General features: G+C 71.8%; 25 protein-coding genes and 1 pseudogene. 19 read left to right on the top strand and 7 right to left on the bottom strand.

The genetic code is table 11. The annotated features are described in order from the left end of the window. Window positions 1-16: 16 nt before the first annotated feature. The 17 genes from AR3_RS15710 (at window position 17) to AR3_RS15630 (ending at window position 19,475) form a co-directional block, all read left to right on the top strand. Window positions 17-718 carry a demethylmenaquinone methyltransferase gene (locus AR3_RS15710; RefSeq protein ID WP_067914925.1) on the top strand — a complete coding sequence of 234 codons (702 nt, stop codon included), beginning with the start codon at window positions 17-19 and terminating at the stop codon, window positions 716-718. A 136-nt stretch (window positions 719-854) separates the two neighbouring features. After that, window positions 855-2,111 (top strand): geranylgeranyl reductase family protein, encoded by a 1,257-nt coding sequence (locus AR3_RS15705; RefSeq protein ID WP_083951563.1) that lies wholly within the window; start codon window positions 855-857, stop codon window positions 2,109-2,111. A gap of 549 nt (window positions 2,112-2,660) precedes the next feature. Further along, window positions 2,661-3,020: an NADH-quinone oxidoreductase subunit A gene (locus AR3_RS15700; protein WP_067914921.1), complete on the top strand. Its 360-nt coding sequence runs from the start codon at window positions 2,661-2,663 to the stop codon at window positions 3,018-3,020. 1 nt (window position 3,021) lies between these two features. Then, entirely contained in the window at window positions 3,022-3,576 is a 555-nt protein-coding gene (locus AR3_RS15695; protein WP_067914919.1) for a NuoB/complex I 20 kDa subunit family protein, read from the top strand. Beyond that, window positions 3,573-4,319, top strand: coding sequence for an NADH-quinone oxidoreductase subunit C (locus AR3_RS15690; protein ID WP_067914917.1), 747 nt, complete (start codon window positions 3,573-3,575; stop codon window positions 4,317-4,319). Before AR3_RS15695 ends, AR3_RS15690 begins: the two co-directional genes overlap by 4 nt. A 98-nt stretch (window positions 4,320-4,417) precedes the next feature. Then, window positions 4,418-5,665: an NADH-quinone oxidoreductase subunit D gene (locus AR3_RS15685; RefSeq protein WP_067914972.1), complete on the top strand. Its 1,248-nt coding sequence runs from the start codon at window positions 4,418-4,420 to the stop codon at window positions 5,663-5,665. Further along, complete coding sequence (gene nuoE / locus AR3_RS15680; protein ID WP_067914915.1) at window positions 5,662-6,372, top strand: NADH-quinone oxidoreductase subunit NuoE; 711 nt, start codon at window positions 5,662-5,664, stop codon at window positions 6,370-6,372. Before AR3_RS15685 ends, nuoE begins: the two co-directional genes overlap by 4 nt. After that, window positions 6,369-7,676 (top strand): NADH-quinone oxidoreductase subunit NuoF, encoded by a 1,308-nt coding sequence (gene nuoF / locus AR3_RS15675; protein WP_067914913.1) that lies wholly within the window; start codon window positions 6,369-6,371, stop codon window positions 7,674-7,676. Before nuoE ends, nuoF begins: the two co-directional genes overlap by 4 nt. Beyond that, window positions 7,673-10,222 carry an NADH-quinone oxidoreductase subunit G gene (locus AR3_RS15670; protein WP_067914910.1) on the top strand — a complete coding sequence of 850 codons (2,550 nt, stop codon included), beginning with the start codon at window positions 7,673-7,675 and terminating at the stop codon, window positions 10,220-10,222. The genes nuoF and AR3_RS15670 overlap by 4 nt, the downstream gene beginning before the upstream one ends. Beyond that, window positions 10,219-11,571, top strand: coding sequence for an NADH-quinone oxidoreductase subunit NuoH (gene nuoH / locus AR3_RS15665; protein WP_067914906.1), 1,353 nt, complete (start codon window positions 10,219-10,221; stop codon window positions 11,569-11,571). Before AR3_RS15670 ends, nuoH begins: the two co-directional genes overlap by 4 nt. Continuing rightward, entirely contained in the window at window positions 11,558-12,160 is a 603-nt protein-coding gene (gene nuoI / locus AR3_RS15660) for an NADH-quinone oxidoreductase subunit NuoI (RefSeq protein ID WP_083951561.1), read from the top strand. The genes nuoH and nuoI overlap by 14 nt, the downstream gene beginning before the upstream one ends. Next, the gene (locus AR3_RS15655; protein ID WP_390098903.1) at window positions 12,157-13,107 is read left to right on the top strand and encodes an NADH-quinone oxidoreductase subunit J; all 951 of its coding nucleotides are present in this window, start codon (window positions 12,157-12,159) and stop codon (window positions 13,105-13,107) included. Before nuoI ends, AR3_RS15655 begins: the two co-directional genes overlap by 4 nt. Beyond that, window positions 13,104-13,403 carry an NADH-quinone oxidoreductase subunit NuoK gene (nuoK, locus tag AR3_RS15650; RefSeq protein WP_067914902.1) on the top strand — a complete coding sequence of 100 codons (300 nt, stop codon included), beginning with the start codon at window positions 13,104-13,106 and terminating at the stop codon, window positions 13,401-13,403. The genes AR3_RS15655 and nuoK overlap by 4 nt, the downstream gene beginning before the upstream one ends. A 10-nt stretch (window positions 13,404-13,413) precedes the next feature. Beyond that, window positions 13,414-15,324: an NADH-quinone oxidoreductase subunit L gene (nuoL, locus tag AR3_RS15645; protein ID WP_067914900.1), complete on the top strand. Its 1,911-nt coding sequence runs from the start codon at window positions 13,414-13,416 to the stop codon at window positions 15,322-15,324. Further along, window positions 15,324-16,895 (top strand): NADH-quinone oxidoreductase subunit M, encoded by a 1,572-nt coding sequence (locus AR3_RS15640; protein WP_067914898.1) that lies wholly within the window; start codon window positions 15,324-15,326, stop codon window positions 16,893-16,895. Before nuoL ends, AR3_RS15640 begins: the two co-directional genes overlap by 1 nt. Then, window positions 16,892-18,460, top strand: coding sequence for an NADH-quinone oxidoreductase subunit NuoN (nuoN, locus tag AR3_RS15635; protein ID WP_067914896.1), 1,569 nt, complete (start codon window positions 16,892-16,894; stop codon window positions 18,458-18,460). The genes AR3_RS15640 and nuoN overlap by 4 nt, the downstream gene beginning before the upstream one ends. 13 nt (window positions 18,461-18,473) lie before the next feature. After that, the gene (locus tag AR3_RS15630) at window positions 18,474-19,475 is read left to right on the top strand and encodes a polyprenyl synthetase family protein (protein WP_067914894.1); all 1,002 of its coding nucleotides are present in this window, start codon (window positions 18,474-18,476) and stop codon (window positions 19,473-19,475) included. A 59-nt stretch (window positions 19,476-19,534) separates the two neighbouring features. Here the strand turns inward: AR3_RS15630 and AR3_RS15625 are convergent, their stop codons facing one another. Both AR3_RS15625 and AR3_RS15620 read right to left on the bottom strand, forming a co-directional pair. After that, window positions 19,535-20,074, bottom strand: a complete 540-nt coding sequence (locus tag AR3_RS15625; protein WP_067914893.1) for a GNAT family N-acetyltransferase — start codon at window positions 20,072-20,074, stop codon at window positions 19,535-19,537. 66 nt (window positions 20,075-20,140) lie between these two features. Further along, window positions 20,141-20,776, bottom strand: a complete 636-nt coding sequence (locus AR3_RS15620; protein WP_067914891.1) for a hypothetical protein — start codon at window positions 20,774-20,776, stop codon at window positions 20,141-20,143. A gap of 263 nt (window positions 20,777-21,039) precedes the next feature. Between AR3_RS15620 and AR3_RS15615 the strand changes: the two genes are divergently transcribed. Further along, entirely contained in the window at window positions 21,040-22,134 is a 1,095-nt protein-coding gene (locus AR3_RS15615) for a hypothetical protein (RefSeq protein WP_157406684.1), read from the top strand. Between the two features lie 3 nt (window positions 22,135-22,137). Next, window positions 22,138-22,932, top strand: coding sequence for a hypothetical protein (locus tag AR3_RS15610; RefSeq protein ID WP_067914887.1), 795 nt, complete (start codon window positions 22,138-22,140; stop codon window positions 22,930-22,932). Window positions 22,933-23,066: 134 nt separating this feature from the next. Here the strand turns inward: AR3_RS15610 and AR3_RS15605 are convergent, their stop codons facing one another. The 5 genes and pseudogenes from AR3_RS15605 to AR3_RS31145 all read right to left on the bottom strand — a co-directional run. After that, window positions 23,067-23,579 carry a hypothetical protein gene (locus tag AR3_RS15605; RefSeq protein WP_067914884.1) on the bottom strand — a complete coding sequence of 171 codons (513 nt, stop codon included), beginning with the start codon at window positions 23,577-23,579 and terminating at the stop codon, window positions 23,067-23,069. A gap of 295 nt (window positions 23,580-23,874) precedes the next feature. Next, entirely contained in the window at window positions 23,875-24,501 is a 627-nt protein-coding gene (locus AR3_RS15600) for a GTP-binding protein (RefSeq protein WP_067914882.1), read from the bottom strand. Next, window positions 24,482-24,895: a DUF742 domain-containing protein gene (locus tag AR3_RS15595; protein ID WP_067914880.1), complete on the bottom strand. Its 414-nt coding sequence runs from the start codon at window positions 24,893-24,895 to the stop codon at window positions 24,482-24,484. The genes AR3_RS15600 and AR3_RS15595 overlap by 20 nt, the downstream gene beginning before the upstream one ends. Next, a complete protein-coding gene (locus tag AR3_RS15590) occupies window positions 24,892-25,314 on the bottom strand; it encodes a roadblock/LC7 domain-containing protein (RefSeq protein ID WP_174545452.1) in 423 nt (140 codons plus the stop codon). The genes AR3_RS15595 and AR3_RS15590 overlap by 4 nt, the downstream gene beginning before the upstream one ends. Beyond that, window positions 25,314-25,690 (bottom strand): annotated as a pseudogene (locus AR3_RS31145) (nitrate- and nitrite sensing domain-containing protein); the annotation flags it as partial. The gene AR3_RS15590 and the pseudogene AR3_RS31145, both read right to left, overlap by 1 nt.

Raw genomic sequence — 25,690 nt, 5'->3', positions numbered from 1 at the left:
CCCATAGGGTGGGGCCATGACCCGCGCCTCTCTCGACAAGCGGCCGAGCGACGTGGCCGCGATGTTCGACCGCACCGCCGAACGCTACGACCTGCTCAACAGCCTCATGACCGGCGGACGCGACCGGCGCTGGCGGCGTGAGGTCGTCAGGGCGCTGGACGTCGCGCCCGGTGAGACGGTGCTGGATCTCGCGGCCGGCACCGGCACCTCGGCGGTGCCGTTCGCCGCCGCCGGAGCCCGCACGGTCGCCTGCGACTTCTCCCTCGGGATGCTGCGCGTGGGGACGCGCCGCAACGGCGGGACGGAGGGGCTGCGGTTCGTGGCCGGGGACGCGCTGCGCCTGCCGTTCGCCGACGGGGCGTTCGACGCGACCACGATCTCGTTCGGGCTGCGCAACGTCGCCGACACGGTCGCGGCGCTGCGGGAGCTGCGGCGGGTCACCCGCCCGGGCGGACGGCTGGTGGTGTGTGAGGTCAGTCACCCGCCCAACGCGCTGCTGCGCTTCGGGCACCGGCTGCACCTGCGGTTCGGGCTGCCGATGCTGGCCAGGGTGAGCTCCAACCCCGACTCCTACCGCTATCTCGCCGAGTCGACGCTGGCCTGGCCCGACCAGGCGGCGCTGGCGCGCCTGCTGCAGGAGGCGGGGTGGGCGTCGGTGCGCTGGCGGAACCTGACGTTCGGGGTGGTGGCGCTCCACCGCGCGGTGAACCCGGGGTGACGACGTGCACGGGTGGCTGGGACCGGTCCAAAAACGGGACGGGGCCGAAGTACCCATCCACCGTCAAGAAGGAATAGACTCGCGGACGAAAACCTTGTGAAGTACTTCACAAGCGAACGAGCTGAGAAGGAACGCTGTGACCGACTCCACCCGACAGGCAGACGTCATCGTCGTCGGGGCCGGCCCCGCCGGGTCGTCGACGGCTTACTGGCTGGCCCAGGCGGGCCTCGACGTGCTGTTGCTGGAGAAGGCCGCGTTCCCGCGCGACAAGATCTGCGGTGACGGTCTGACGCCGCGCGCGGTGCGCGCGCTGGTCGCCATGGGCGTCGACCTCAACGCGCCCGGGTGGGCCCGCAACAAGGGGCTGCGCATCTACGGCGGCGGCGTCAAGATCGAGCTGCCCTGGCCCGAGCTCGCCAGCTTCCCCGACTTCGGCCTGGTGCGCCCCCGCATGGACTTGGACCAGCTGCTGGCCGAGCACGCCGCCAAGGCGGGCGCCCGGCTGCTGCAGGGCTGCGCCGTCACCGGCCCGATCCTCGACGAGCGCACCGACCGCATCATCGGCGTCACCGCCAAGTACGAGGGCGAGGAGGTGGAGTTCCACGCGCCGCTGGTGGTGGCGGCCGACGGCAACTCCAGCCGCCTGTCGGTCGCCATGGGGGTGCGCCGCCGCCCCGACCGCCCCATGGGCGTGGCCGTCCGCCGCTACTTCCGCACGCCGCGCCACGACGACGACTACATGGAGGCGTGGCTGGAGCTGTGGGACGGGGAGCGGCTGCTGCCCGGCTACGGCTGGGTGTTCCCGGTCGGCGACGGCACCTCCAACGTGGGCCTCGGCCTGCTCAACACCAGCAAGGCGTTCCAGAACGTCGACTACCGCGGCATGATGCGCGCCTGGTGCGCCCAGATGCCGGAGGAGTGGCAGTTCGACGAGGACCACGCCACCGGCCCGATCCGCGGCGCCGCGCTGCCCATGGGCTTCAACCGCCAGCCGCACTACACCCGCGGCATGCTGCTGGTCGGCGACGCGGGCGGCATGATCAACCCGTTCAACGGCGAGGGCATCGACTACGCGCTGGAGTCCGGCCGGCTGGCCGCCGAGATCATGGTGCAGGCGCTGGCCCGGCGCACCCCCGCGCAGCGCGAGCGCACGCTGCACGAGTACCCGCGCATCCTCAAGGAGGAGCACGGCGGCTACTTCACGCTGGCCCGTATCTTCGTCCAGGCGATCGGCGACCCGCGGGTGATGAAGTTCCTCACCTCGCACGGCCTGCCGCACCCGACCCTGATGCGCTTCACGCTGAAGCTGCTGGCCAACCTCACCGACCGGCGCGGCGGCGACATGATGGACCGCGTCATCAACGCGATGCAGAAGGTGGCGCCGGCGGCATGAGCGGGCTGAAGGGGCGCGGCGGCGCCTGGACTGAGGAGCGACGTAGGAGCGACGAGGGAAGGCGTCGCCTTGCGTGCGCCCCGGAAGCCTGCGGGAGGCAGGGCATGAGCGGGCTGAAGGGGCGCGGCGGCGCCTGGACTGAGGAGCGACGTAGGAGCGACGAGGGAAGGCGTCGCCTTGCGTGCGCCCCGGAAGCCTGCGGGAGGCAGGGCATGAGCGGGCTGAAGGGGCGCGGCGGCGCCTGGACTGAGGAGCGACGTAGGAGCGACGAGGGAAGGCGTCGCCTTGCGTGCGCCCCGGAAGCCTGCGGGAGGCAGGGCATGAGCGGGCTGAAGGGGCGCGGCGGCGCCTGGAGGCGACCCCCGAGGGGAGTGCATTTGGTCACCTTGGCTAGGGTGGCGACCCGTGTGCGTGAGGGGGCTCACGGACACGCGGCAGGTCATGCCACCGCGTCGGCGCGCCCGGCCCGCGCCGCCCGCATCCCCGTGGGCGGTATCGGACCGTGTGCCCCGTACAGCGTCGTACGAACCGAGGAGGGGCTGTAGAGACATGGATCTCTATGTTCCGATCATCGTGCTGGGGGTGCTCGCCTTCGGGTTCGCCGTCTTCTCGGTGGTGATGGCGTCACTCACCGGCCCCAAGCGGTGGAACCGCGCCAAGCTTGAGGCGTACGAGTGCGGCATCGAGCCGACCCCGCAGCCGGTGGGCGGCGGGCGCTTCCCGGTGAAGTACTACCTGACGGCGATGCTGTTCATCGTCTTCGACATCGAGATCATCTTCCTCTACCCCTGGGCGGTCGCGTTCGACCGGCTGGGCCTCTTCGGTCTGGTGGAGATGGTCTTGTTCATCCTCACCGTGCTGGTGGCGTACGCCTACATCTGGCGGCGCGGTGGTCTGGAGTGGGACTGACATGGGCCTGGAAGAGAAACTCCCGAGCGGTTTCCTGCTGACGACGGTGGAGCAGGTCGCCGGGTGGGCGCGCGCCAGCTCGGTGTGGCCGGCGACGTTCGGCCTGGCCTGCTGCGCCATCGAGATGATGGCGACCGGCGACCCGCGGCACGACTTCTCCCGGTGGGGCATGGAGCGCGCCTCGGCCACGCCGCGGCAGGCCGACCTGATGATCGTGGCGGGCCGGGTGAGCCAGAAGATGGCGCCGGTGCTGCGGCAGGTCTACGACCAGATGACCGAGCCCAAGTGGGTCATCGCGATGGGCGTGTGCGCGTCGTCCGGCGGCATGTTCAACAACTACGCCATCGTGCAGGGCGTGGACCACATCGTCCCGGTGGACATCTACCTGCCGGGCTGCCCGCCGCGTCCGGAGATGCTGCTGGACGCGATCCTCAAGCTGCACGACAAGATCCGCAACACCAAGCTCGGCGCGCAGCGCGAGCGGCAGATCGCCGAGCTGGAGGAGGCCAAGCGGCGGCAGCTGCCGCTGCTCGGCCAGTCGGGAGGTGCGGCATGAGCTCGCAGCACCCTGAGCAGCGGGCCGAGCAGTCCGCCGACCGGCTGCCCGCGAAGGCCGCGCAGGACCGGCTGCAGCAGCCGATCGTCCGGCGCGGCATGTTCGGCGCCAAGACCACCGGCGACACCTCCGGGTACGGCCGCCTGGTGGTGCGGCAGGCGCCCAAGGTGTCGACGCCGCGTCCGTACGGCGGACCGGACGTGACCGGCGAGCCGGGCGAGTTCGACGAGATCGCCGACGCTCTGGAGCGGTCCGTTCCGGACTTCGACGACGCGGTGGAACGCGTCGTGGTGGACCGGGGCGAGCTGACGTTCTTCGTCAAGCGGGAGCGGCTGCCGGACGTGGCGCGGCGGCTGCGCGACGAGCCCGACCTGCGGTTCGAGCTGTGCACCGGGGTGTCCGGCGTGCACTACCCTCAGGACGCCGGGGCGGAGCTGCACGCCGTCTACCACCTGTGCTCCATCACGCACAACCGGCGGGTCCGGCTGGAGGTCACCTGTCCCGACGCCGACCCGCACATCCCGTCGATTGTGTCGATCTACCCGACCAACGACTGGCACGAGCGGGAGACCTACGACTTCTTCGGCATCGTGTTCGACGGGCATCCGGCGCTGACCCGCATCGAGATGCCCGACGACTGGGTGGGCCACCCGCAGCGCAAGGACTACCCCCTCGGCGGCATCCCCGTCGAGTACCGCGGAGCGCAGACTCCGCCGCCTGACCAGCGGAGGTCGTACACGTGAGCCCCTCCACCAAGTACACCGAGTACGACGCGTACGCCGCCGAGGAGGCGTTCGAGGGCAAGGTCTTCGACGTCAGCGGGCAGGACTGGGACCAGGTCGTGTCCGCCGCCGAGGACCTGGGCGACGAGCGCCTGGTGGTCAACATGGGTCCGCAGCACCCGTCCACCCACGGGGTGCTGCGGCTCATCCTCACCCTCGACGGTGAGACGGTGACGGAGTGCCGGGTGGGCATCGGCTACCTGCACACCGGCATCGAGAAGAACATGGAGTTCCGCACCTGGACGCAGGGCACCACGTTCTGCACCCGGATGGACTACCTGTCGCCGATCTTCAACGAGACGGCGTACTGCCTGGGCGTGGAGAAGCTGCTCGGCATCGAGGACCAGATCCCCGAGCGGGCCCAGATCATCCGGGTGATGATGATGGAGCTCAACCGGATCTCCTCGCACCTGGTGGCGATCGCGACGTTCGGCCTCGAGCTCGGCGCCAGCACGGTGATGCTCAACGGGTTCATCGATCGCGAGCACACGCTCGACCTGTTCGAGGAGATCACCGGGCTGCGGATGAACATGGCGTACGTCCGGCCCGGCGGCGTGGCGCAGGACCTGCCGAGCGGCGCGCTCAGCAAGATCCGCGACTACCTGGACCGGATGCCCAAGCGGATCCAGGCGCTGCGCAAGCTCATGGACGACAACCCGGTCTACCTGGCGCGCACCAAGGACATCGCGTACCTGGATCTGACCGGCTGCATGGCCCTCGGCGTGACCGGCCCGGTGCTGCGCGCCACGGGTCTGCCGTGGGACCTGCGCAAGTCGCAGCCGTACTGCGGCTACGAGACCTACGACTTCGAGGTGGCCACCGAGGACACCTGCGACGTGTACGGGCGCTACCTGGTCCGCATGCGCGAGATGGAGGAGTCCCTCAAGATCGTCGAGCAGTGCGTGGACCGGCTGCACTCGGTCAAGGGCCCCGTGATGATCGAGGACAAGAAGATCGGGTGGCCGGCCCAGCTGGCCATCGGCGCGGACGGCATGGGCAACTCGCCCCGCCACATCGCGCACATCATGGGCACCTCGATGGAAGCGCTGATCCACCACTTCAAGCTGGTGACGGAGGGCTTCCGCGTCCCGGCCGGGCAGGCGTACGCCGCGATCGAGGCGCCGCGCGGCGAGCTCGGCGTGCACGTGGTCAGCGACGGAGGCACCCGCCCGTACCGCGTGCACTTCCGCGACCCGTCGTTCACCAACCTGCAGGCCGTCCCGGCGATGTGCGAGGGCGGCATGGTCGCCGACGTGATCGCGGCGGTCGCCAGCATTGACCCGGTGATGGGGGGAGTCGACCGGTGAGCTATTCCGTCGAGACCCGGCAGCGGCTGGAACGGGACGCCAAGGAGATCATCGCGCGGTACCCCAAGCCCCGGTCGGCGCTGCTGCCGCTGCTGCACCTGGTGCAGTCGGAGGACGGCTACATCAGCCAGGACGGCATCGAGTTCTGCGCCGAGCAGCTCGGCATCACGCCCGCGCAGGTCACCGGCGTCGCCACGTTCTACACCATGTACAAGCGCCGGCCGGTCGGCGAGTACCACGTCGGGGTGTGCATCAACACCCTGTGCGCGGTGATGGGCGGCGACCAGATCTGGGAGGAGCTCAGCGAGCACCTCGGCGTCGGCCACGACGAGGCCACCGAGGACGGGAAGGTGTCGCTGGAGCGCATCGAGTGCAACGCGGCCTGCGACTTCGCGCCCGTCATGACGGTCAACTGGGAGTTCTTCGACAACATGACTCCCGAGAAGGCCAAGAAGCTCGTCGACGACCTGCGCGCGGGCAAGGAGGTCCGCCCCACGCGCGGTCCGGACAAGCTGTGCACCTGGAAGGAGGCGTCCCGGATCCTGGCGGGGTTCCCCGACGGCCGGGCGCACGAGGGCGTGCAGGCCGGGCCCGAGTCGCTGCGCGGCCTGGAGGTCGCCAAGCGCAACGGCTGGACCGCTCCGCCGGCGGACGGCGACGGCGAGGGGCCGGCCGAGTCCGGCAGCCAGGAAGGCGGCGATCAGTGACCACGACGCTCACCCCCGTCCTCACCAAGAACTGGGACCAGCCCGACTCGTTCACCCGCGAGGGCTACGAGCGGACGGGCGGTTACCGGGCGCTGCGCAAGGCGCTCACGATGGACCCCGACGCCATCGTGCAGGCGGTCAAGGACTCCGGGCTGCGCGGGCGCGGCGGCGCGGGCTTCCCCACCGGCATGAAGTGGGGGTTCCTGCCGCCGAACAGCCCCAACCCGCGGTACCTGGTGGTCAACGCCGACGAGTCCGAGCCGGGCACGTGCAAGGACATCCCGCTGATGATGGCCAACCCGCACGTGCTGGTCGAGGGCATCGTCATCAGCGCCTACGCGATCCGGTCCAACCACGCGTTCATCTATGTGCGCGGCGAGGTGCTGCACGTCATCCGGCGCCTGCAGCAGGCGGTCGCCGAGGCGTACGAGGCCGGCTACCTCGGCAAGGACATCCTCGGCTCCGGGTACGACCTGGACCTGGTCGTGCACACCGGCGCCGGCGCCTACATCTGCGGCGAGGAGACGGCGCTGCTGGACTCGCTGGAGGGCTACCGCGGTCAACCCCGACTCAAGCCTCCCTTCCCGGCCGTCGCCGGCCTGTACGGCGGCCCTACGGTCATCAACAACGTCGAGTCGATCTCCTCGGTTCCCTCGATCGTGGCCAACGGGGCGGACTGGTTCGCCTCGATGGGCACGGAGAAGTCCAAGGGCTTCGGGATCTTCTCGCTGTCGGGGCACGTCACCCGGCCCGGGCAGTACGAGGCGCCGCTCGGCGTGACGCTGCGGGAGCTGCTCGACATGGCGGGCGGCATCCGCGCGGGGCACCGGCTGAAGTTCTGGACGCCGGGCGGCTCGTCCACCCCGATCTTCACCGAGGAGCACTTGGACGTCCCGCTGGACTTCGAGTCGGTCGGCGCGGCCGGGTCCATGCTGGGCACCCGGGCACTGCAGATCTTCGACGAGACCACCTGCGTGGTGCGGGCCGTGCTGCGCTGGTCGGAGTTCTACGCCCACGAGTCGTGCGGCAAGTGCACGCCGTGCCGCGAGGGCACGTACTGGTACAAGCAGATGCTCAAGCGGCTGGAGGCCGGGCAGGGCACCGAGGAGGACCTGGAGACCCTGCTCGACCTGTCCGACAACATCCTCGGACGGTCGTTCTGCGCGCTCGGCGACGGCGCGACCAGCTCGGTCACGTCGTCCATCAAGCTGTTCCGCGACGAGTACCTCCAGCACTTCGAGCAGGGCGGCTGTCCGTTCGACCCGGCCAAATCGACGATTTGGGCCGGAGGTGAGGACCGATGACGGTGACGGTTAGTGGCGGCGCCGCGGGTCAGGGCAAGTCCCGCGACGACGAGGTTGTCCCGGCCGAGGAGATGGTGCCGGTCACGATCGACGGCTTCGAGATCGAGGTGCCCAAGGGCACGTTGATCATCCGGGCCGCCGAGCTGCTGGGCATCCAGATCCCGCGGTTCTGCGACCACCCGCTGCTCGACCCGGTCGGGGCGTGCCGCCAGTGCCTGGTGGAGATCCCCGACGCCGGCAACGGGCGCGCCATGCCCAAGCCGCAGGCGTCCTGCACCACCCAGGTCATGCCGGGGATGGTCGTCAAGACGCAGCTCACCTCGCCGGTCGCCGACAAGGCCCAGCACGGCGTGATGGAGCTGCTGCTGATCAACCACCCGCTGGACTGCCCGATCTGCGACAAGGGCGGCGAGTGCCCCCTGCAGAACCAGGCGATGTCCAACGGCCGGGGCGAGTCGCGGTTCACCGAGACCAAGCGCACCTTCCCCAAGCCGATCGCGCTGTCCAGCCAGGTGCTGCTGGACCGCGAGCGGTGCATCCAGTGCGCGCGCTGCACCCGCTTCTCCGACCAGATCGCCGGGGACCCGTTCATCGACCTGTTCGAACGCGGCGCCAAGGAGCAGGTCGGGGCCGCCCAGGACCGGCCGTTCCAGTCCTACTTCTCCGGCAACACCGTGCAGATCTGCCCGGTGGGGGCGCTGACCGGCGCGGCGTACCGGTTCCGGGCCCGCCCGTTCGACCTGGTGTCCACGCCGAGCGTCTGCGAGCACTGCGCCTCCGGCTGCGCGCTGCGCACCGACCACCGGCGCGGCAAGGTCACCCGGCGGCTGGCCGGGGACGACCCGCAGGTCAACGAGGAGTGGAACTGCGACAAGGGCCGGTGGGCGTTCACCTACGCCACCCAGCCCGACCGGCTCACCCACCCGCTGGTCCGCAACGAGGACGGCGTGCTGGAGACCGCGTCCTGGCCCGAGGCGCTCGCCATCGCGGCCAAGGGGCTGGCGGCGGCGCGCGGCAACGCGGGCGTGCTCACCGGCGGACGGCTCACCCTCGAGGACGCCTACGCCTACGCCAAGTTCGCGCGGGTCGCGCTCGGCACCAACGACATCGACTTCCGCGCCCGTCCGCACTCGCGCGAGGAGGCCGAGTTCCTCGCCTCCTCGGTCGCGGGCCGCTCCATCGAGGTGTCCTACACCGAGCTGGAGAAGGCCCCGGCGGTGCTGCTCGCCGGGTTCGAGCCGGAGGAGGAGTCGCCGATCGTCTTCCTGCGGCTGCGCAAGGGCTTCCGCAAGAAGGGCGTGAAGGTCTACTCCATCGCCCCGTACGCCACCCGCGGCCTGAAGAAGATGGGCGGCACCCTGCTGCGGACCCTGCCGGGCGCCGAGGCCGAGGTGATCGGGGCCCTCATCACCGCCGGCGACGGCTCCCAGCCGTCCGCGGGGGCGCCGCTCGGCGCCGAGGAGGCCGCGGCGGTCCACCGGCTGCTGTCGGAGCCCGGCGCGGTCGTGCTGGCCGGGGAGCGGCTGGCGACCAGCCCCGGCGCGCTGTCCGCCCTGGTGCGGCTCGGCCAGGTCACCGGCGCGAAGATCGCGTGGGTGCCGCGCCGGGCTGGCGAGCGCGGCGCGCTGGAGGCCGGGGCGCTGCCCGGGCTGCTGCCGATCGGCCGCCCCGTCACCGACCCGGACGCGCGCGCCGAGGTCGCCCGCGTGTGGGGCGTGGCCGACCTGCCCGCCGCGCCCGGCCGCGACACCGCCGGCATCCTCGCCGCCGCCAAGACCGAGCGCGGCGCGCTGCTGGTCGGCGGGGTCGACCCCGACGACCTGCCGGACCCGGTCGCCGCGCTGGAGGCGCTGGAGGCGGCGTCGTTCGTGGTGAGCCTGGAGCAGCGGGTCAGCGCCGTCACCGACCGCGCCGACGTGGTGCTGCCGGTCGCGGCGGTCCAGGAGAAGTCCGGCACGTTCGTCGACTGGGAGGGCCGCGGCCGCCCGTTCGACGCCGCGCTGAAGTCCTCCGGCAAGCTGTCGGACCTGCGGGTGCTCAACGCCCTGGCCGACGAGATGGACGTGCACCTGGGCCTGACCGACCCGGCCGCCGCCCGCCGCGAGCTGACCGAGCTGGGCGCCTACCGGGGCGAGCGGCCGGCGGCGCCGGACGCGACGCCGTTCGTGCCGCCGCGTCCCGGCGAGGGCGAGGCGCTGCTGGCGACCTGGAGGCTGCTGCTGGACAAGGGCCGCATGCAGGACGGCGAGCCGCACCTGGCGGGCACCGCCAAGCCCGCCGTGGCCCGGCTGTCGCCCGCGACCGCCGCCGAGATCGGCGTGGCCGAGGGCGGCGCGGTCACGGTGTCCTCGCAGACCCGCGGCTCGCTGACGCTGCCGCTGGAGATCGTCCCGGACCTGCCCGACCGCGTGGTGTGGCTGCCCACCAACTCCGCGGGCTGCGCGCTGTACCGGGAGCTCGGCGCCGACGCCGGCCAGATCGTCAAGATCGCGCCGGGTGAGATCGCCGCCGCCGGTTCCGCGACCACGGCTGGAGGTGCCGCATGAGCTTGACCGCACTGGCCGCCGCGCCCGCCGGCGACGGGCCCACCCTGGAGGACTTCGGCAAGGACCCCTGGTGGCTGATCGGCGGCAAGGTCCTGGTCATCTTCGTCTTCCTGGTGGTGACCGTCCTGCTGACCATGTGGGTCGAGCGGCGGGTCATCGGCCGGATGCAGCTGCGCGTCGGCCCCAACCGGGCGGGCCCCTTCGGGCTGCTGCAGGGCCTCGCCGACGGCATCAAGCTTGCGCTGAAGGAGGACATCGTCCCCCGCGGGGTCGACAAGGTGGTGTTCGTCCTGGCGCCGGTGATCTCGGCGACCCCGGCGTTCATCTCCTTCTCGATCATCCCGTTCGGCCCCGAGGTGTCGATCTTCGGGCACCGCACCGCGCTGCAGGGCACCGACCTGCCGGTGGCGGTGCTGCTGGTGCTGGCCATGGCGTCGATGGGCGCCTACGGGGTGGTGCTGGCCGGCTGGTCGTCGATGTCGCCGTACTCGCTGCTGGGCGGGCTGCGCTCGTCCGCGCAGATCATCTCCTACGAGATCGCGATGTCGCTGTCGTTCGTGGCGGTGTTCCTGTTCGCCGGGACGATGTCGACCTCGGAGATCGTGGCGGCGCAGGCGGACGCCTGGTACGCGGTGCTGCTGTTCCCGTCCTTCGCGGTCTACGTGATCACGATGATGGGCGAGTCGAACCGCATCCCGTTCGACCTGCCCGAGGGCGAGGGCGAGATCGTCGGCGGGTTCCACACCGAGTACTCGTCGCTGAAGTTCGCGATGTTCTTCCTCGCCGAGTACATCAACCTGGCGACCCTCTCGGCGCTGGCCACCACCCTGTTCCTGGGCGGCTGGCGCGCGCCCGCGCCGATCTCCACCTTCTGGGAGGGCGCCAACCAGGGCTGGTGGCCGGTGCTGTGGTTCCTGGTGAAGGTGTGGGCGTTCATCTTCTTCTTCATCTGGCTGCGCGGTACGCTGCCGCGGGTCCGCTACGACCAGCTGATGAAGCTGGGCTGGAAGGTGCTCATGCCCTTCTCGCTCGGCTGGATCCTGCTGGTGGCCACCATCCAGGCCTTCAAGAACGAGGGCTACGAGGTCCGGCAGATCATGCTGATCGTCGCGATCGTCGCCGCCGTCGTCCTGGCCGCGACCGTGCTGTGGGAGATGGTCCGCGGCGAGCCCGCCGAGGAGGCCGAGGCCGCGTCGGGCGCCCGGGACCGGGTCAAGGGCGGCGCTCCCGCCGACGCCGCGGGCGGCTTCCCGGTGCCGCCGCTGGACGCCCCGCACTACCACGGGAAGACCGGGAAGCCCACCCCGTCCCGTACCTCGTCCAAGGAGGTCGCACGTGGCACTCACTGACTTCCTGAACCCGGTCAAGGGGTTCGGGGTCTCGTTCCACCAGATGTTCATGAAGAGCGAGACCGTCCAGTACCCCGAGGTGAAGAAGCCGACGGCGCCGCGCTTCCACGGCCGCCACCAGCTCAACCGGTGGCCGGACGGCCTGGAGAAGTGCGTCGGGTGCGAGCTGTGCGCCTGGGCGTGCCCCGCCGACGCCATCTACGTGGAGGGCGCCGACAACACCGAGGAGGAGCGCTACTCCCCGGGCGAGCGGTACGGGCGCGTCTACCAGATCAACTACCTGCGCTGCATCCTGTGCGGGCTGTGCATCGAGGCGTGCCCCACCCGGGCGCTGACGATGACCAACGAGTACGAGCTGGCCGACGACAGCCGCGAGAGCCTCATCTACACCAAGGACATGCTGCTGGCGCCGCTGCGCGAGGGCATGGAGGCTCCGCCGCACCCCATGCGGCTCGGCGAGACCGAGGAGGACTACTACCGCCTCGGCCTGCAGCCCGAGGAGTCCGCGCCCGCCGCGCAGGGCGAGGGCGGCGACGCGGCCGCGGCGCGCGAGGGCCGGCGCACGCGCAAGAGCGGAGACGACAAGTGAACGCGCAGGCGCTGGCGGCCCAGCACGCGCCCGTGGTGGCGCAGGTCGCCGACAAGCAGTCGGGCGAGCCGTTCTTCTTCTGGCTGCTGGCGATCGTGTCGGTGCTGGCCGCCCTCGGCATGGTCTTCATGCGCCGGGCGGTGCACTCGGCGCTGCTGCTGGCGACGGTGATGCTGTCGCTGGCCGCGCTGTACGCGATCCAGGACGCGCCGTTCCTGGCGTTCGTCCAGGTGATCGTCTACACCGGCGCGGTGCTGATGCTGTTCCTGTTCGTGCTCATGCTGGTCGGGGTGAGCTCCACCGACTCGCTGGTGGAGACGATCCGCGGGCAGCGGCTGTGGGCCGCGGTCGCCGGGCTCGGCTTCGTGGTCCTGCTGGGCGCCGGGCTCGGCAACGCGGCGCTGGGCGACTCGGCCGGGCTGGCGCAGGCCAACCAGGGCGGCAACGTCATCGGGCTGGCGCGGCTGCTGTTCGGCAAGTACGTGTTCGCGTTCGAGGCGACCAGCGCGCTGCTCATCACCGCCGCGCTGGGCGCGATGGTGCTGGCGCACCGCGAGCGCCTCACGCCGAAGCCGACGCAGAAGGACCTGTCCAAGCGGCGGTTCCTCGCCGGCAAGCACCCCGGTCCGCTGCCCGGCCCCGGCACCTACGCCCGGCACAACGCGGTCGACATGCCGGCGCTGCTGCCCGACGGCACCCCGTCGGAGCTGTCGGTCAGCCCGGTCATCGCGGCCCGCGTCGACACCGCGCGGCGGCACGCCGACCTGGAGGGCGGCAGCGAGACCGCGGCCGTCGAGGCGGACCTGGCGGCGGTGCGCGCCGCGGCCGCCGAGGCGGGCGAGGCCGGCTCCGAGGAGCGCGAGACCAAGGGCGGCATTTCCGCGTCCGGCGCCGCGGACGGCTCCGGCGCCGGCGCCGCGACGAGCGAAGGGGAGGCAGGTCGATGAGTGCAGCGCACTACCTGGCCCTCTCGGCGATCCTGTTCACCATCGGGGGCGTCGGCGTGCTGGTCCGGCGCAACGCGATCGTGGTGTTCATGTGCGTCGAGCTCATGCTCAACGCCACGAACCTGGCGTTCGTGTCGTTCGCCCGCATGCACGGCAACCTCGAAGGCCAGATCATCGCGTTCTTCGTGATGGTGGTGGCCGCCGCGGAGGTCGTGGTGGGCCTGGCGATCATCATGACCATCTTCAGAACCCGCAGGTCCTCGTCGGTCGACGACGCGAACCTGCTGAAGTACTGAGAGGCCGGGGATGAAAGCGGAAGGCATCCAGGCTGCCGCCTGGCTCCTCATCGCGCTGCCGCTGGCCGGCGCGGCGGTCCTGCTGCTGGGCGGGCGCCGCACCGACAGGTGGGGGCATCTGCTCGGCGTCGCCATGTCGGCCGCGTCCTTCGTGGTGGGCGCGGCGATGTTCGTCCAGATGCTCGGATACGACCCGGAGCAGCGGCGCCGCACGCTGCACCTGTGGGAGTTCCTGAACGTCGGATCGTTCAAGATCGACATGGGGCTGCTGGTGGACCCGCTGTCCATCAGCTTCGTGCTGCTGATCACCGGGGTGGGCACGCTCATCCACGTCTACTCCATCGGCTACATGGAGCACGACCCCGACCGGCGCCGGTTCTTCGCCTACCTGAACCTGTTCGTGGCGGCGATGCTGCTGCTGGTGCTGGGCGACAACTACGTGGCCATGTTCATCGGCTGGGAGGGCGTGGGCCTGGCGTCCTACCTGCTGATCGGCTTCTGGCAGCACAAGCCCAGCGCGGCCACCGCCGCCAAGAAGGCGTTCGTGGTGAACCGGGTCGGCGACTTCGGCTTCATCACCGCGATGATGCTGATGTTCGCGACCTTCGGCACGGTCGGGTTCGAGCAGATCCTCGGTGAGGGCGCCGAGCACGCGGGCGCCGCGTCCCAGCTGAGCACCGGCACGGCGACCGCGATCGGGTTGCTGCTGCTGCTCGGCGCGTGCGGCAAGTCGGCGCAGCTGCCGCTGCAGTCCTGGCTGCTGGACGCGATGGAGGGCCCGACCCCGGTGTCGGCGCTGATCCACGCGGCGACCATGGTGACCGCGGGCGTGTACCTGATCGTCCGGTCCGCGCCGATCTTCGAGATGGCGCCGGACGCTCAGCTGGCCGTGACGATCGTGGGCGCGGCCACCCTGCTGGCCGGTGCGATCATCGGGTGCGGCAAGGACGACATCAAGAAGGCCCTGGCCGGCTCGACGATGTCGCAGATCGGCTACATGATGCTGGCCGCCGGGCTGGGCCCGGCCGGGTACGCCTTCGCCATCGCGCACCTGATCGCGCACGGGTTCTTCAAGGCCGGCCTGTTCCTCGGCGCCGGGTCGGTCATGCACGGCATGAACGACGACGTCAACATGCGCCGGTACGGCGCGCTGCGCGCCGTCATGGTGATCACCTGGGCCACGTTCGGGCTGGGCTACCTGGCGATCATCGGGTTCCCGCTGCTGTCGGGCTGGTTCACCAAGGACGCGATCATCGAGGCCGCCTTCCACAAGGGCGGCACGTCCGGCGCGATCCTCGGCACCTGCGCGGTCATCGGCGCCGGCATCACCGCGTACTACATGTCCCGCGTCATGTTCATGACGTTCTACGGCGACAAGCGGTGGGACGAGGACGCGCACCCGCACGAGTCGCCGAAGGTGATGACCGTGCCGCTGATGCTGCTGGCGGTCGGCTCGCTGTTCGCGGGCGGCTTCCTCATCCTCGGCGGGTTCTCCGAGTTCCTCGGCCCGGTCGTCGGCCACCCGCACGAGAGCGAGTTCCACTGGATCACCGCCCCGGGCGCCGCGACGTTCGTGCTGATGCTGATCGGCGTGGGCATCGCGTGGCGGCAGTACGGGGCCCGCCCGGTGCCGCGCACCGCGCCCGCCGGGTCGTTCCTCACCGTCGCGGCCCGCAAGGACCTGTACGGCGACGCCATCAACGAGTCGCTGCTGATGCGGCCCGGCCAGTGGCTGACCCGCCTGGCCGTCTGGTTCGACAACCGCGGCGTGGACGGCCTGGTGAACGGGCTGGCCGCGGGTATCGGCGGCAGCTCCGGGCGCCTGCGGCGGGTGCAGACCGGCTTCGTCCGCTCCTATGCCCTGTCCATGTTCTTCGGTGCGGCCATCGTCGTGGCGGCGCTGCTGGTGGTGAACGTCTGATGAAGGACTTTCCCTGGCTGTCCGTCCTGATCGCGCTCCCCGCGGTGGGCGCGCTGGTCGTCGGCGTGCTGCCGCGGGCCCGCGAGGAGCTGGCCAAGCGGACCGCCCTCGGCGTGTCGCTGCTGGTCGCGGCGGTCACGCTGGTGATGGCGTCCCAGTTCGACACCGGCGGGCCGCGCTTCCAGTTCGACGAGACGTACTGGTGGATCCGCGCGTTCGGCGTGCACTGGGCGCTCGGCGTGGACGGCGTCGCGCTCACCCTGATCGGGCTGTCGGTCGTCCTCGTCCCGCTGGTGATCCTGGCGTCCTGGCACGAGGCGGACCGCTCCGGCGGCGTGGACACCGAGCCGCGCCGGTCGGTGAAGACGTACTTCGCGCTCCTGCTGGCGCTGGAAGCGATGATGATCGGCGTCTTCGCGGCGACCGACGTCTTCCTCTTCTACGTCTTCTTCGAGGCCATGCTGGTCCCGGTGTACTTCATCATCGGGTACTACGGCGGGGCGCAGCGGTCGTACGCGGCGGTCAAGTTCCTGCTGTACTCGCTGTTCGGCGGGCTGCTGATGCTGGTGGCCGTCATCTGGCTGTACCCGCTGTCGAACCGGCCGGCGAGCGAGGGCGGCCTCGGGCACGGCACGTTCCTGTTCAGCGAGCTGACCCGGCTGCAGATCGACCCGACCACGGCCAAGTGGCTGTTCCTCGGCTTCTTCGTCGCGTTCGCGATCAAGGCGCCGATGGTGCCGGTGCACACCTGGCTGCCGGACGCGGCGGCGCAGTCCCCCGCCGGGGCGCTGGTGCTGATCGTCGGCGTGCTGGACAAGGTCGGCACGTACGGGATGCTGCGGTTCTGCCTGGAGCTGTTCCCCGGCGCCGCCAAGTGGGCCACCCCGGTCGTCATCGCGCTCGCGGTGCTCAGCGTCATCTACGGCGCGATCCTGGCGATCGGGCAGGTCGACCTCAAGCGGCTGGTCGCCTACACCTCGGTGTCGCACTTCGGGTTCATCGTGCTGGGCGTGTTCGCGATGACCTCGCAGGGGCAGTCCGGCGCCGCCCTCTACATGATCAACCACGGGTTCGCCACCGGCGCGCTGTTCCTGGTGGTCGGCTTCATGATCACGCGGCGGCGGTCGGTGCGGATCGACGCCTACGGCGGCGTGCAGAAGGTGGCGCCGCTGCTGGCGGGCAGCTTCCTGATCGCCGGGCTGGCCGGCCTGTCGCTGCCGGGCCTGGCGCCGTTCGTGTCGGAGTTCCTCGTGCTCACCGGCACGTTCACCCGCTACCGGGTGGCGGCGGTGCTGGCCGCGACCGGCGTCATCCTGGCGGCCATCTACATCCTGTGGATGTACCAGCGCACCATGGGCGGCCCGGCCAAGGAGGCCGTCACCGGCATGAAGGACCTGTCGGTGCGGGAGCGGATCGTCATCGCCCCGATCATCGCGATCATCGTGGCGATGGGCTTCTTCCCGCAGCCGGTCCTCAACGTGATCAACCCCTCGGTGCAGCACACGCTGGCCCGGGTCGAGAAGGCCGACCCGGCGCCCCAGATCGTCGCTGAGAACGGAGCGCGTCCGTGAGCACCTCGACTTCGGTGAGCGCCGTGCTGGCGCAGAGCGAGATCCCCGCGCCGCACATCGAGTACGGGCAGATCGCGCCGATCCTGGTGGTGTTCGGCGCGGCCGTGGTCGGCGTGCTGGTGGAGGCGTTCGTCGGGCGCCGCCGGCGGTACCTGGTGCAGCTGCCGCTCACGGCCGTCGGCCTGGCCGCGGCGCTGCTCGGCACGATCGTGCTCGCCTTCGACAAGCCGTTCCACGTCGCCGCCGAGGGCGCGCTGGGCGTGGACGGCCCCACGCTGTTCGTGCAGGGCACCGTGCTGGTGCTGGCGCTGGTCAGCCTGCTGCTGATCGCCGAGCGCCAGCAGGGTCACTTCGCCGCGCAGGCCGCGGCGCTGCCCGGCAGCGAGGCCGAGCAGGAGACCGCGGCGGCGGGCACCGTGCAGACCGAGGTGTTCCCGCTGATGCTGTTCGCGGTCGGCGGCATGATCACCTTCCCGGCGGCCAACGACCTGCTGACCATGTTCGTGGCGCTGGAGATCCTGTCGCTGCCGCTGTACCTGCTGTGCGGGCTGGCGCGGCGGCGGCGCCTGCTGTCGCAGGAGGCCGCCGTCAAGTACTTCCTGCTGGGCGCGTTCTCCTCGGCGTTCTTCCTGTACGGGGTGGCGCTGCTGTACGGCTACGCCGGCTCGGTGCGGCTGTCGGCCATCGCCGACCAGCTCAGCCGCAACGCGGGACAGGAGACGCTGCTGCTGGCCGGGACCGCGCTGCTGTCGGTGGGCCTGCTGTTCAAGCTCGGCGCGGTGCCGTTCCACATGTGGAAGCCGGACGTCTACCAGGGCGCCCCGACCCCGATCACCGCGCTCATGGCGTCCTGCACGACGGTGTCGGCGTTCGGCGCGATCCTGCGGGTGTACTACGTCGCGTTCGAGAACCTGCGGTGGGACTGGCGGCCCGCGATGTGGGGTGTGGCGATTCTCACGATGGTCGTGGGCGCGGTCATCGCCGTCACCCAGACCGACGTGAAGCGGATGCTGGCCTACTCCTCGATCGCGCACGCGGGCTTCCTGCTCACCGGCGTGGTCGCCACGTCCCGGGACGGCCTGTCCGGCTCGCTGTTCTACCTGGCCGCCTACGGCTTCACCGTGATCGGCGCGTTCGCGGTGGTCGCGATGGTGCGCGACACCGGCGGCGAGGCCGCGCACCTGTCGCGCTGGGCCGGGCTCGGCCGCCGCTCCCCGGTGGTGGCCGGCACGTTCGCCTTCTTCCTGCTGGCCATGGCGGGCATCCCGCTGACCAGCGGGTTCACCGGCAAGTTCGCGGTGTTCAGCGCGGCGGTGCAGGGCGGCGCCACCCCGCTGGTCGTGGTCGGCGTCATCGCCTCGGCGATCGCGGCGTTCTTCTACGTCCGCGTCATCGTGGTGATGTTCTTCTCCGAGCCGGAGGCCGACGGCCCGTCGGTGGTGGCCGGACCGGCCACCGCGGCGGCCGTGGCGCTCGGTCTGACGGCTACTGTTGTACTCGGCGTGCTGCCCCAGCCCGTGCTGGACCTCGCGGGGCACGCCGCGTCGCAGATGTTCGTCCGCTAGACCGGGGGTCCTGGTGAGTAGTGCCGTTGCGTTCGACCTGACCGTCGATGATGGTCTCGCGGCGGACATACGGGAACGGCTCGCCGCGGTCGAGGACCTGCTCCGCGCCTCGGTGCGCAGCGAGGTCCCGCTGCTCACCGAGGCGTCCCGGCACCTGGTGGAGGCGGGCGGCAAGCGGTTCCGCCCGATGCTGGTGCTGCTCGCCTCCCACTTCGGCGACCCGAAGGCGCCCGGCGTGATCCCGGCCGCGGTGGTCGTCGAGCTGACCCATCTGGCCACGCTGTACCACGACGACGTGATGGACGAGGCGACGGTGCGCCGGGGGGAGCAGTCGGCCAACTCCCGGTGGAGCAACACCGTCGCCATCCTCACCGGCGACTACCTGTTCGCCCGCGCGTCCGACCTGCTGGCCGACCTCGGCCCGGAGGCGGTGCGGATCCAGGCCCGCTCGTTCGCCCGCCTGGTGCGCGGGCAGATCCAGGAGACGGTCGGCCCGGCCGAGGGCGCCGACCCGCTCAAGCACTACCTGCAGGTGGTGGCCGACAAGACCGCGTCGCTGATCGCCACGTCCGGTCGGCTCGGCGCCATGCTGGCCGGCGCCCCGTCCGACGTGGTCGAGACGATCACCTCCGCGTGCGAGAAGATCGGTGTGGCGTTCCAGCTGTCGGACGACATCCTGGACGTCGCGTCGGAGACCGAGCAGTCCGGCAAGACCCCCGGCACGGACCTGCGCGAGGGCATCCGCACCCTGCCCATCCACCACGTGGAGTCCGGCATCGGCTCCGGGCCGGACGACGCCCGGCTGCGCGACCTGCTCACCCAGGACCTGACCGACGACGCGCTGCACTCGGAGGCGCTGAGCCTGCTGCGCGCCCACCCGGCCATGGACCGCGCCCGCGCCGACCTGCGCGACTGGGCCGAGGACGCGCGCGCCGAGCTGCTCACCCTCCCCGACATCCCCGCCCGCGCGGCCCTGACGGGCCTGTGCGACTACGTGGTGTCCCGCACGGGCTGACGTCGCCTCCGGCATCGGCATCCGCGGTCCGGGACCCCCGGGCCGCGCTCGTTCGTGCGCTACCAGACGTCGCCGTCGCGCCAGTCGCAGGTGAGCGCGCCGGTCACGTCCACCGGTGCGGTCAGGGGGAGCACGAAGATGCCGCCGTCCTCGTCCTCGGTCCGTATGACGCCCTGGGGGGTGAGCGCGTAGGACGTGCCCTGCCACCGCGTCCAGCCGAGCGCCGTGTAGAACTCGGCGGCCTCGTCGGCGGCGGACAGGGCGCCCGGTTCGTACGCCCCTTTCAGCACGCGTTCGAGGGCGGCCATGAGGGCGGCGCCGTGGCCCTCGCGTCGCCGGTCGCGGCGGACTCCCACGGCTTCGATGTAGCCGGTGCGCAGCGCGCGGCCGCCGTGCAGCAGGCGCCGCTGGACGACCGAGGCGTGCCCGATCAGTTCGTCCCCGTCCCAGGCCGGCGCGTGGACGCCGCCCAGCGCGTGCTCCCAGTCCGTGTCGGACAGGTCCCCTTCGAAGACGTCGACGAGCAGCGCCCGTGCCGAGGCGAGCGTCGCGCCGTCCAGGTCCGCGGTGTGGGCGGTGCGGATCTCCACCGCGCTCATGTGATCATTCTGCCCGCCGGCCTTCGGTGACCGCTCGGGGGCGACGTGCCGGACGGCCGCCCTCGGTCACGGCGGGTCGGGCGTGGGGATCTCGATGCGCGGTGGCTCGATGCGCGGCGGCTCGATGCGCGGCGGCTCGATGCGGGGCGGTGTGATGCGCGGAGCCAGGGAGGCCGGCGGCGGTCCGATCCCTCCGGAGGCCAGCCGGAGCACGACCCCGTCGCGGCCGGCGGCCGTCACCCGCATCGCCAGCACGCCCTTCTGCCGCTCCAGGGGCGGCGGGGAGCCGCCGGCGACGCACGCGCTGCTCTGGCCGTTCTCGTAGAAGCGCAGCGTGCAGCCGGGTTCGAGGGTCCCGGTGCCGCCGCCTCCGCCGTCCGCGGTCGCGGTGAAGCTGAGGCCGGTGGGCGCGACCTTGACCACCGACAGCTTCCTGAGGCCGCCGTGGCCGCCCACGTCGATCTCGACGGGCCCGGTCACCAGGATCTCGCAGTTGCCGTCGGCGCACGCCGCGATCCGCGTTCCGTCGGCCGCGGACGTCGTCGGGACGGCGGCGGCCGACGGCGCGCGGGCGTCCGGCGGGGACTCGTCGGAGTCCGAGCAGCCGGCCGCGGCGAGCACGGCGACCGCCGCGCAGGCGGCGGCGCGGGCGCGTCCGGGGACGGACGGCGAGGGCCGGCGGCCCGATGTTCGCGTGGGCATGGGGTTCGCGCTCTCCTCTCCGTGCCGGACGGAACGCCCGGCCATGGGCTCTGCGGGGCCCGCCGCCCGTGGACGGTGTGCTCCGCCGCGACGTTTCCACCGCGTTCCACGCGCGATGTCCTCGCCGCGACGCCGGACCCGCCGACGTTCCTGCCCCTGGATCGGCGAGGCGACACCGTTGATCGCCGCGTCATTTGATCGCCGCGTCATTGTCGATGACGCTCGTTCGGACGGTTCGGTTCGCGGTTGTCCGGTTATGGCCGGTGGGTGAGAAATGGCGCACGCGATGCGGCGTGCGGCGACGGTTCGGAGATAATGGCACCGTTCGGTCGATTCCTGTGATCATAATTCGACCGCCGGGGGATATCGGGGGAAATGATTTCTTTGGGGGAGCGACGGTGACCCATGCACCGCCGTCTCCGCGGCATGCCCGAAGTGTCGCGGAATATGTCGCTTTTGCCTGCCGGCTGAAAGCCTGGTCCGGTCTTTCGTACCGGGAACTGGCCCGGCGCGCGGCGCGGAACGGGGACCATCTCGCGCCGAGCACGCTGGCGACCGCGCTGGGCCGAGAGTCGCTGCCGTCGGAGGCGCTCATGGCGGCGTTCGTCCGGGCCTGCGGCTGCGACCAGGAGACGGTCGACGAGTGGATCGGGGCCCGGCGGCGGATCGCGATGGCCGCCGTCGGCGGACCCGCTCCGGCGCCGCCCGAGGAGACCGCCCGGTCCGCGGCGCGGGGAGCGGCCGAGGCGGCAGACCCTGTGCGCGCGTCCCGACACGGGCGGATCTCCCCGCGCACCCGGATACTGGCGGTGGCCGCCGTCATCGTGGCCGGCGCCGCGGGCAGCGTTCCCGAGGTGCAGGCGCGGACCGGTCAGCGGCCCGAGCGGGCCGTGACGGCCGCCGCGGCGACCTTCGACGCCGACACCGGGCCGCTCACTCCGGGCTGGTACCGGGTCCACGTCGGGAACGGCCGGTGCCTGAGCGTGCGCGAGGACGGCCCGCGCCGAGTGGTCACGCGCGAGAAATGCGCGGCCGTCGCGCGGCAGCGTTTCCATTTCACGCACGCGGGCAGATATTTTCACATCCGCGCGACCGGATCGGAATGCCTGGCGTTGGAGCCGGACGCCCCGGCGAATCCGCTGCGCCTGCGCGCCTGTTCGACGTCCGATCCCGATCAATGGCTGCTGATCGACGCCGTTTCCAGGACGCGGCGGTCCTGGCTGCCGACCCGGCTGACGCTGCGCGCGACCGGCGGGCCGGGCTGCTGCGCGTCCACCGGTTCCCCGCCGCCGCGCGGCCGCGCGCGGACGGCCGCGCACCGCGCCGACCTCAGCTTCTATCTGACCGCGGAGGAGTGACAGGTGGACGGAATCGCGGGACGGCTGCGTCCCGTCACGGACGTGTCCCCGGCGGCCTGGCTGGAAGAAGAGGTGGCGGAGACCCGTCCCCTGGTGGGGGCGCTGCTGCCGAGCCGGTTCGCGGCGTGCGCGCGCGTGCTGCACCCGGCCGAGTCCCCGGAGGGCGAGCCCGTCCGCTGGCGGGAGGTCGCCGACTGGGCCGGAGGCGTCGTGCACCCGCGCGTGCAGTTCACGGCGCTGGCGTCCCTGCGGCGCGGCACCCGCGACGACCCCGCCCCCTGGGACGAGCCGCCCGTCCGAGGCGACCTGCCGGCGCCGCTGCTGAGCGCTCTGTGCGAGGTGCTGGCCCGGCACACCTCCCAGGCGCACGACTGCCTGTTCTGCCTCTGGGAGGGCTGGGGGTGGATCCAGGGGCCGCCCGCCGCCGCCGTGCTGCAGGCGGGCAAGGGGGCGGCGCCCGGCGACCCGCCGGAGCCCGCCGGGTTCCCGCGCGAGGTGCTCGACGGCCCGCGCGTCCGCCTGCCGTTCCGCGACTACCTCCTGCTGCGCGGGCCCCTGGAGGACGCGACGCGGATCGGCGACCGCGGCCCCGGCTGGTTCTTCCCCCAGTCGCCGAACCTGTTCTGGCCGGCCGACCGCGCCTGGTGCGTCGCGACGGACATCGACCTGGACTCCACCTACGTCGCCGGCTCGGCGGCGCTGATCGCCGAGCTGCTGGACGATCCGCGCCTGGAGACCGTCCGCGCCGACTTCCACGACCCGATCGGCGAGACCGGCGACGACGTCAACGCGCGCTGAACGTCGACACGGGCTGAACGTCGACACGGGCTGAACGTCGACACGGGCTGAACGTCGACACGGGCTGAACCGCGGGGCGTCCGCCGCGCCCGGGGAGGAGGGAAAGCGCGGCGGACGCGCGGTCGGCGATCCGGCTAGCGGGTGCACCTGTTGATCGTGACGACCCTGCTCTTGACGGTGCCGGCCGCCGCCGGGGGCCGGTAGCCGGGCGGGAACACCACCTGGGCCCACGCCTGGCCCTGGTACCGCTGCCGCTTGACGCACCGCCGCGCGGCGTTGTACGAGATCCAGTTCTTGCCGGAGTTCGACTTCCAGCCGGTGGTCTTGTACGGCTGCCCGTTCTTGTAGAGGCGCACCTTGATGCGCAGACGGGCGACCCTCTTGGTGCACTTGACGTCGGCGGTGACGTTGACGCGGTGCTTGTCCGCGGCGTGCGCGTGGTGGGAGTAGTGCGGCTGGTGCACCCGCAGCGTGCATCTGATCACGTCCGCGGCGGCGGCGGTCGGGGAGACGCCGCCGCGGGTGGCCGTGAGGACCGCGTCGTCGCCGCCGGCCGCGGCCGGCGTGGCGGACGCGAACAGCAGGGCGCCGGCGACGGCGCCCGTGGCGGCGAGCGCCGTGCCGCGTCGGATGAGCGTGGCTGCCATACGACCCTCCTCGGGAAAGCGACAGAACCGGCCGCCCCGGTGAAGGGGACCGGCCGCACCCACGCTCGCCGCGGGCCCGCGCCGCCGACAAGGGCGTCGGCCGTACGGGCTCGTTCGACCTCGTTCGACAACGTTCGCCGCAGGTCAGGGAACCAGACGGTGGCGCGACCCGCACCGACGAGACCGCCGCCGTGTGCCGGCGGCGTTGAGCATCGGCGCCGCCCAGGCGCCCGCGCGCGATGAGAAAGGGCGGACGGCGTCCGCCGCCCGCCCCCTCGCGGAAACCGCCGCGACGTCAGGCCTGGTGCGCCTCGGCGGTGAGGGCGGCGGGTTCGCCGACGCCGCGGACCTTCATCGCGTGCAGCACCAGGTTGATCAGAACACGCTTGCACGAGTCGAGCTTGCGGGCGTCGCACAGCATCACCGGGACGTCCGGGCCCAGGTTCAGCGCCATCTCGATCTCTTCGAGGTCGTACTGGCGGGCGCCTTCGAAGCAGTTCACCGCCACCACGAACGGGGTGCCGCGGCGCTCGAAGTAGTCGACCGACGGGAAGCAGTCCTTCAACCGGCGGGTGTCGGCGAGCACCACCGCGCCCAGCGCGCCGTACGCCACCTCGTCCCACATGAACCAGAAGCGCTCCTGGCCGGGCGTGCCGAACAGGTACAGCACGTACTCGTCGCGCATGGTGATGCGGCCGAAGTCCATCGCGACGGTGGTGGTGGCCTTGCGCTCCACGCCGGACACGTCGTCGACGCCCACGCTCTGGTCGGTGAGCAGCTCCTCGGTGCGCAGCGGCTGCGTCTCCGACACCGTGCCGACCATGGTGGTCTTGCCGACGCCGAACCCGCCCGCAATCACGATCTTGACCGCGGTGGGCAGCCTGCGGCCGTCCAGCGCGCGCCTAGAGGGCTCGGAGACCATCGATCACCGCCTTGTAGAGCCTGATGTCGTGCATGTCCGCCTCCGGCTGCGGTTCCTGCATGGTGATCAGCCCCTTGTCGAGCAGATCGCCCAGCAGCACCCGGACGGTGGCGACGGGAAGGTCGAGATGACCGGTCAGCTCGGCGACCGACATCACCTGCTGGCACAGCCGCATGATGGCCAGATGCTCCGGGCCGAGCCCGATCTCGCCCTCGGGCTCCGGGCCGATGGCCACCACCAGCGTGATCAGGTCGAAGTCGCCGCGGGTCGGCTCCAGCCGACCGCTGGTCATCACGTACGGCCGCACCATCGGACCGGCCTGGTCGTCCAGCCACCGCTCGCCGTGCGGCTCCTGCGGCTCCTGCGACAGGGCGTCGTCTTCTGGAGGAATCATCGCTCGACCCGGTCCTCGGCGCCCGGTACTCGGGCGGGTGAGGTCAGATGGTGGCCCATGCTGGCGACCAGCATGGCCATCTCGTAAGCGATCAGCCCCACGTCGGCCTCCTCGTCGGCGAGCACGGCCAGGCAGGCCCCCTTGCCGGCCACCGTGACCAGCAGGAACGCCGACTGCATCTCGATGATGGACTGCCGCACGGGACCGCCGCCGAACCTGGCGCCGGCGCCCTTGGCCAGGCTCTGGATGCCCGAGGCCACGGCGGCCAGGTGCTCTCCGTCGTCCTGGCTCATGCCCTGCGAGGCCGCCATCAGCAGGCCGTCGGCGGACAGCACGACCGCGCTCTGGGCGTGCGGCACCCGCTTCACCAGATCGTCCAGCAACCAGCCTAGGTCGGCCGACGAACCGGACTTCTGCATCACTGATCGTCCTCGCCTTCTGCTGTTCGCGTGCCCAGCGCCCTGGCCGCCTCGTCACGCCCGCGGCGGGTGCCCCTCTGATACGAGCCCATGATCCGCAGCACCTCTTCCGGCGAACGGCCCGGATCCTCCGGCTCCTCGTCCGCCGCGTCCTCCGGGGCCGGCTCCTCCCGCAGCGGGGGCGCGAGGTTGGCCTGGGGGACGCGGACGGGCAGACCGGACGGGGTGCTGGCGTTCTCGGGCACGGGTCGCTGGTCCTCCGGCGGTGTGGGATCGTCGTCGGCGCGCGCGGCGTCGTCCGCGGGCGCCTGGTCGTGCGGCGGGCGGGCCGCGGTCGGCTGCCCGCCGCGGCGGTCGTCCGCCGGCTCGTCCGCGT

Source organism: Actinomadura rubrobrunea NBRC 15275 (assembly GCF_001552235.1).
GTDB classification, from domain to species: Bacteria; Actinomycetota; Actinomycetes; order Streptosporangiales; family Streptosporangiaceae; genus Spirillospora; species Spirillospora viridilutea.
The sequence above is the reverse complement of the archived record's forward strand: the minus strand, read 5'-3'. Positions and strand labels throughout refer to the sequence as shown.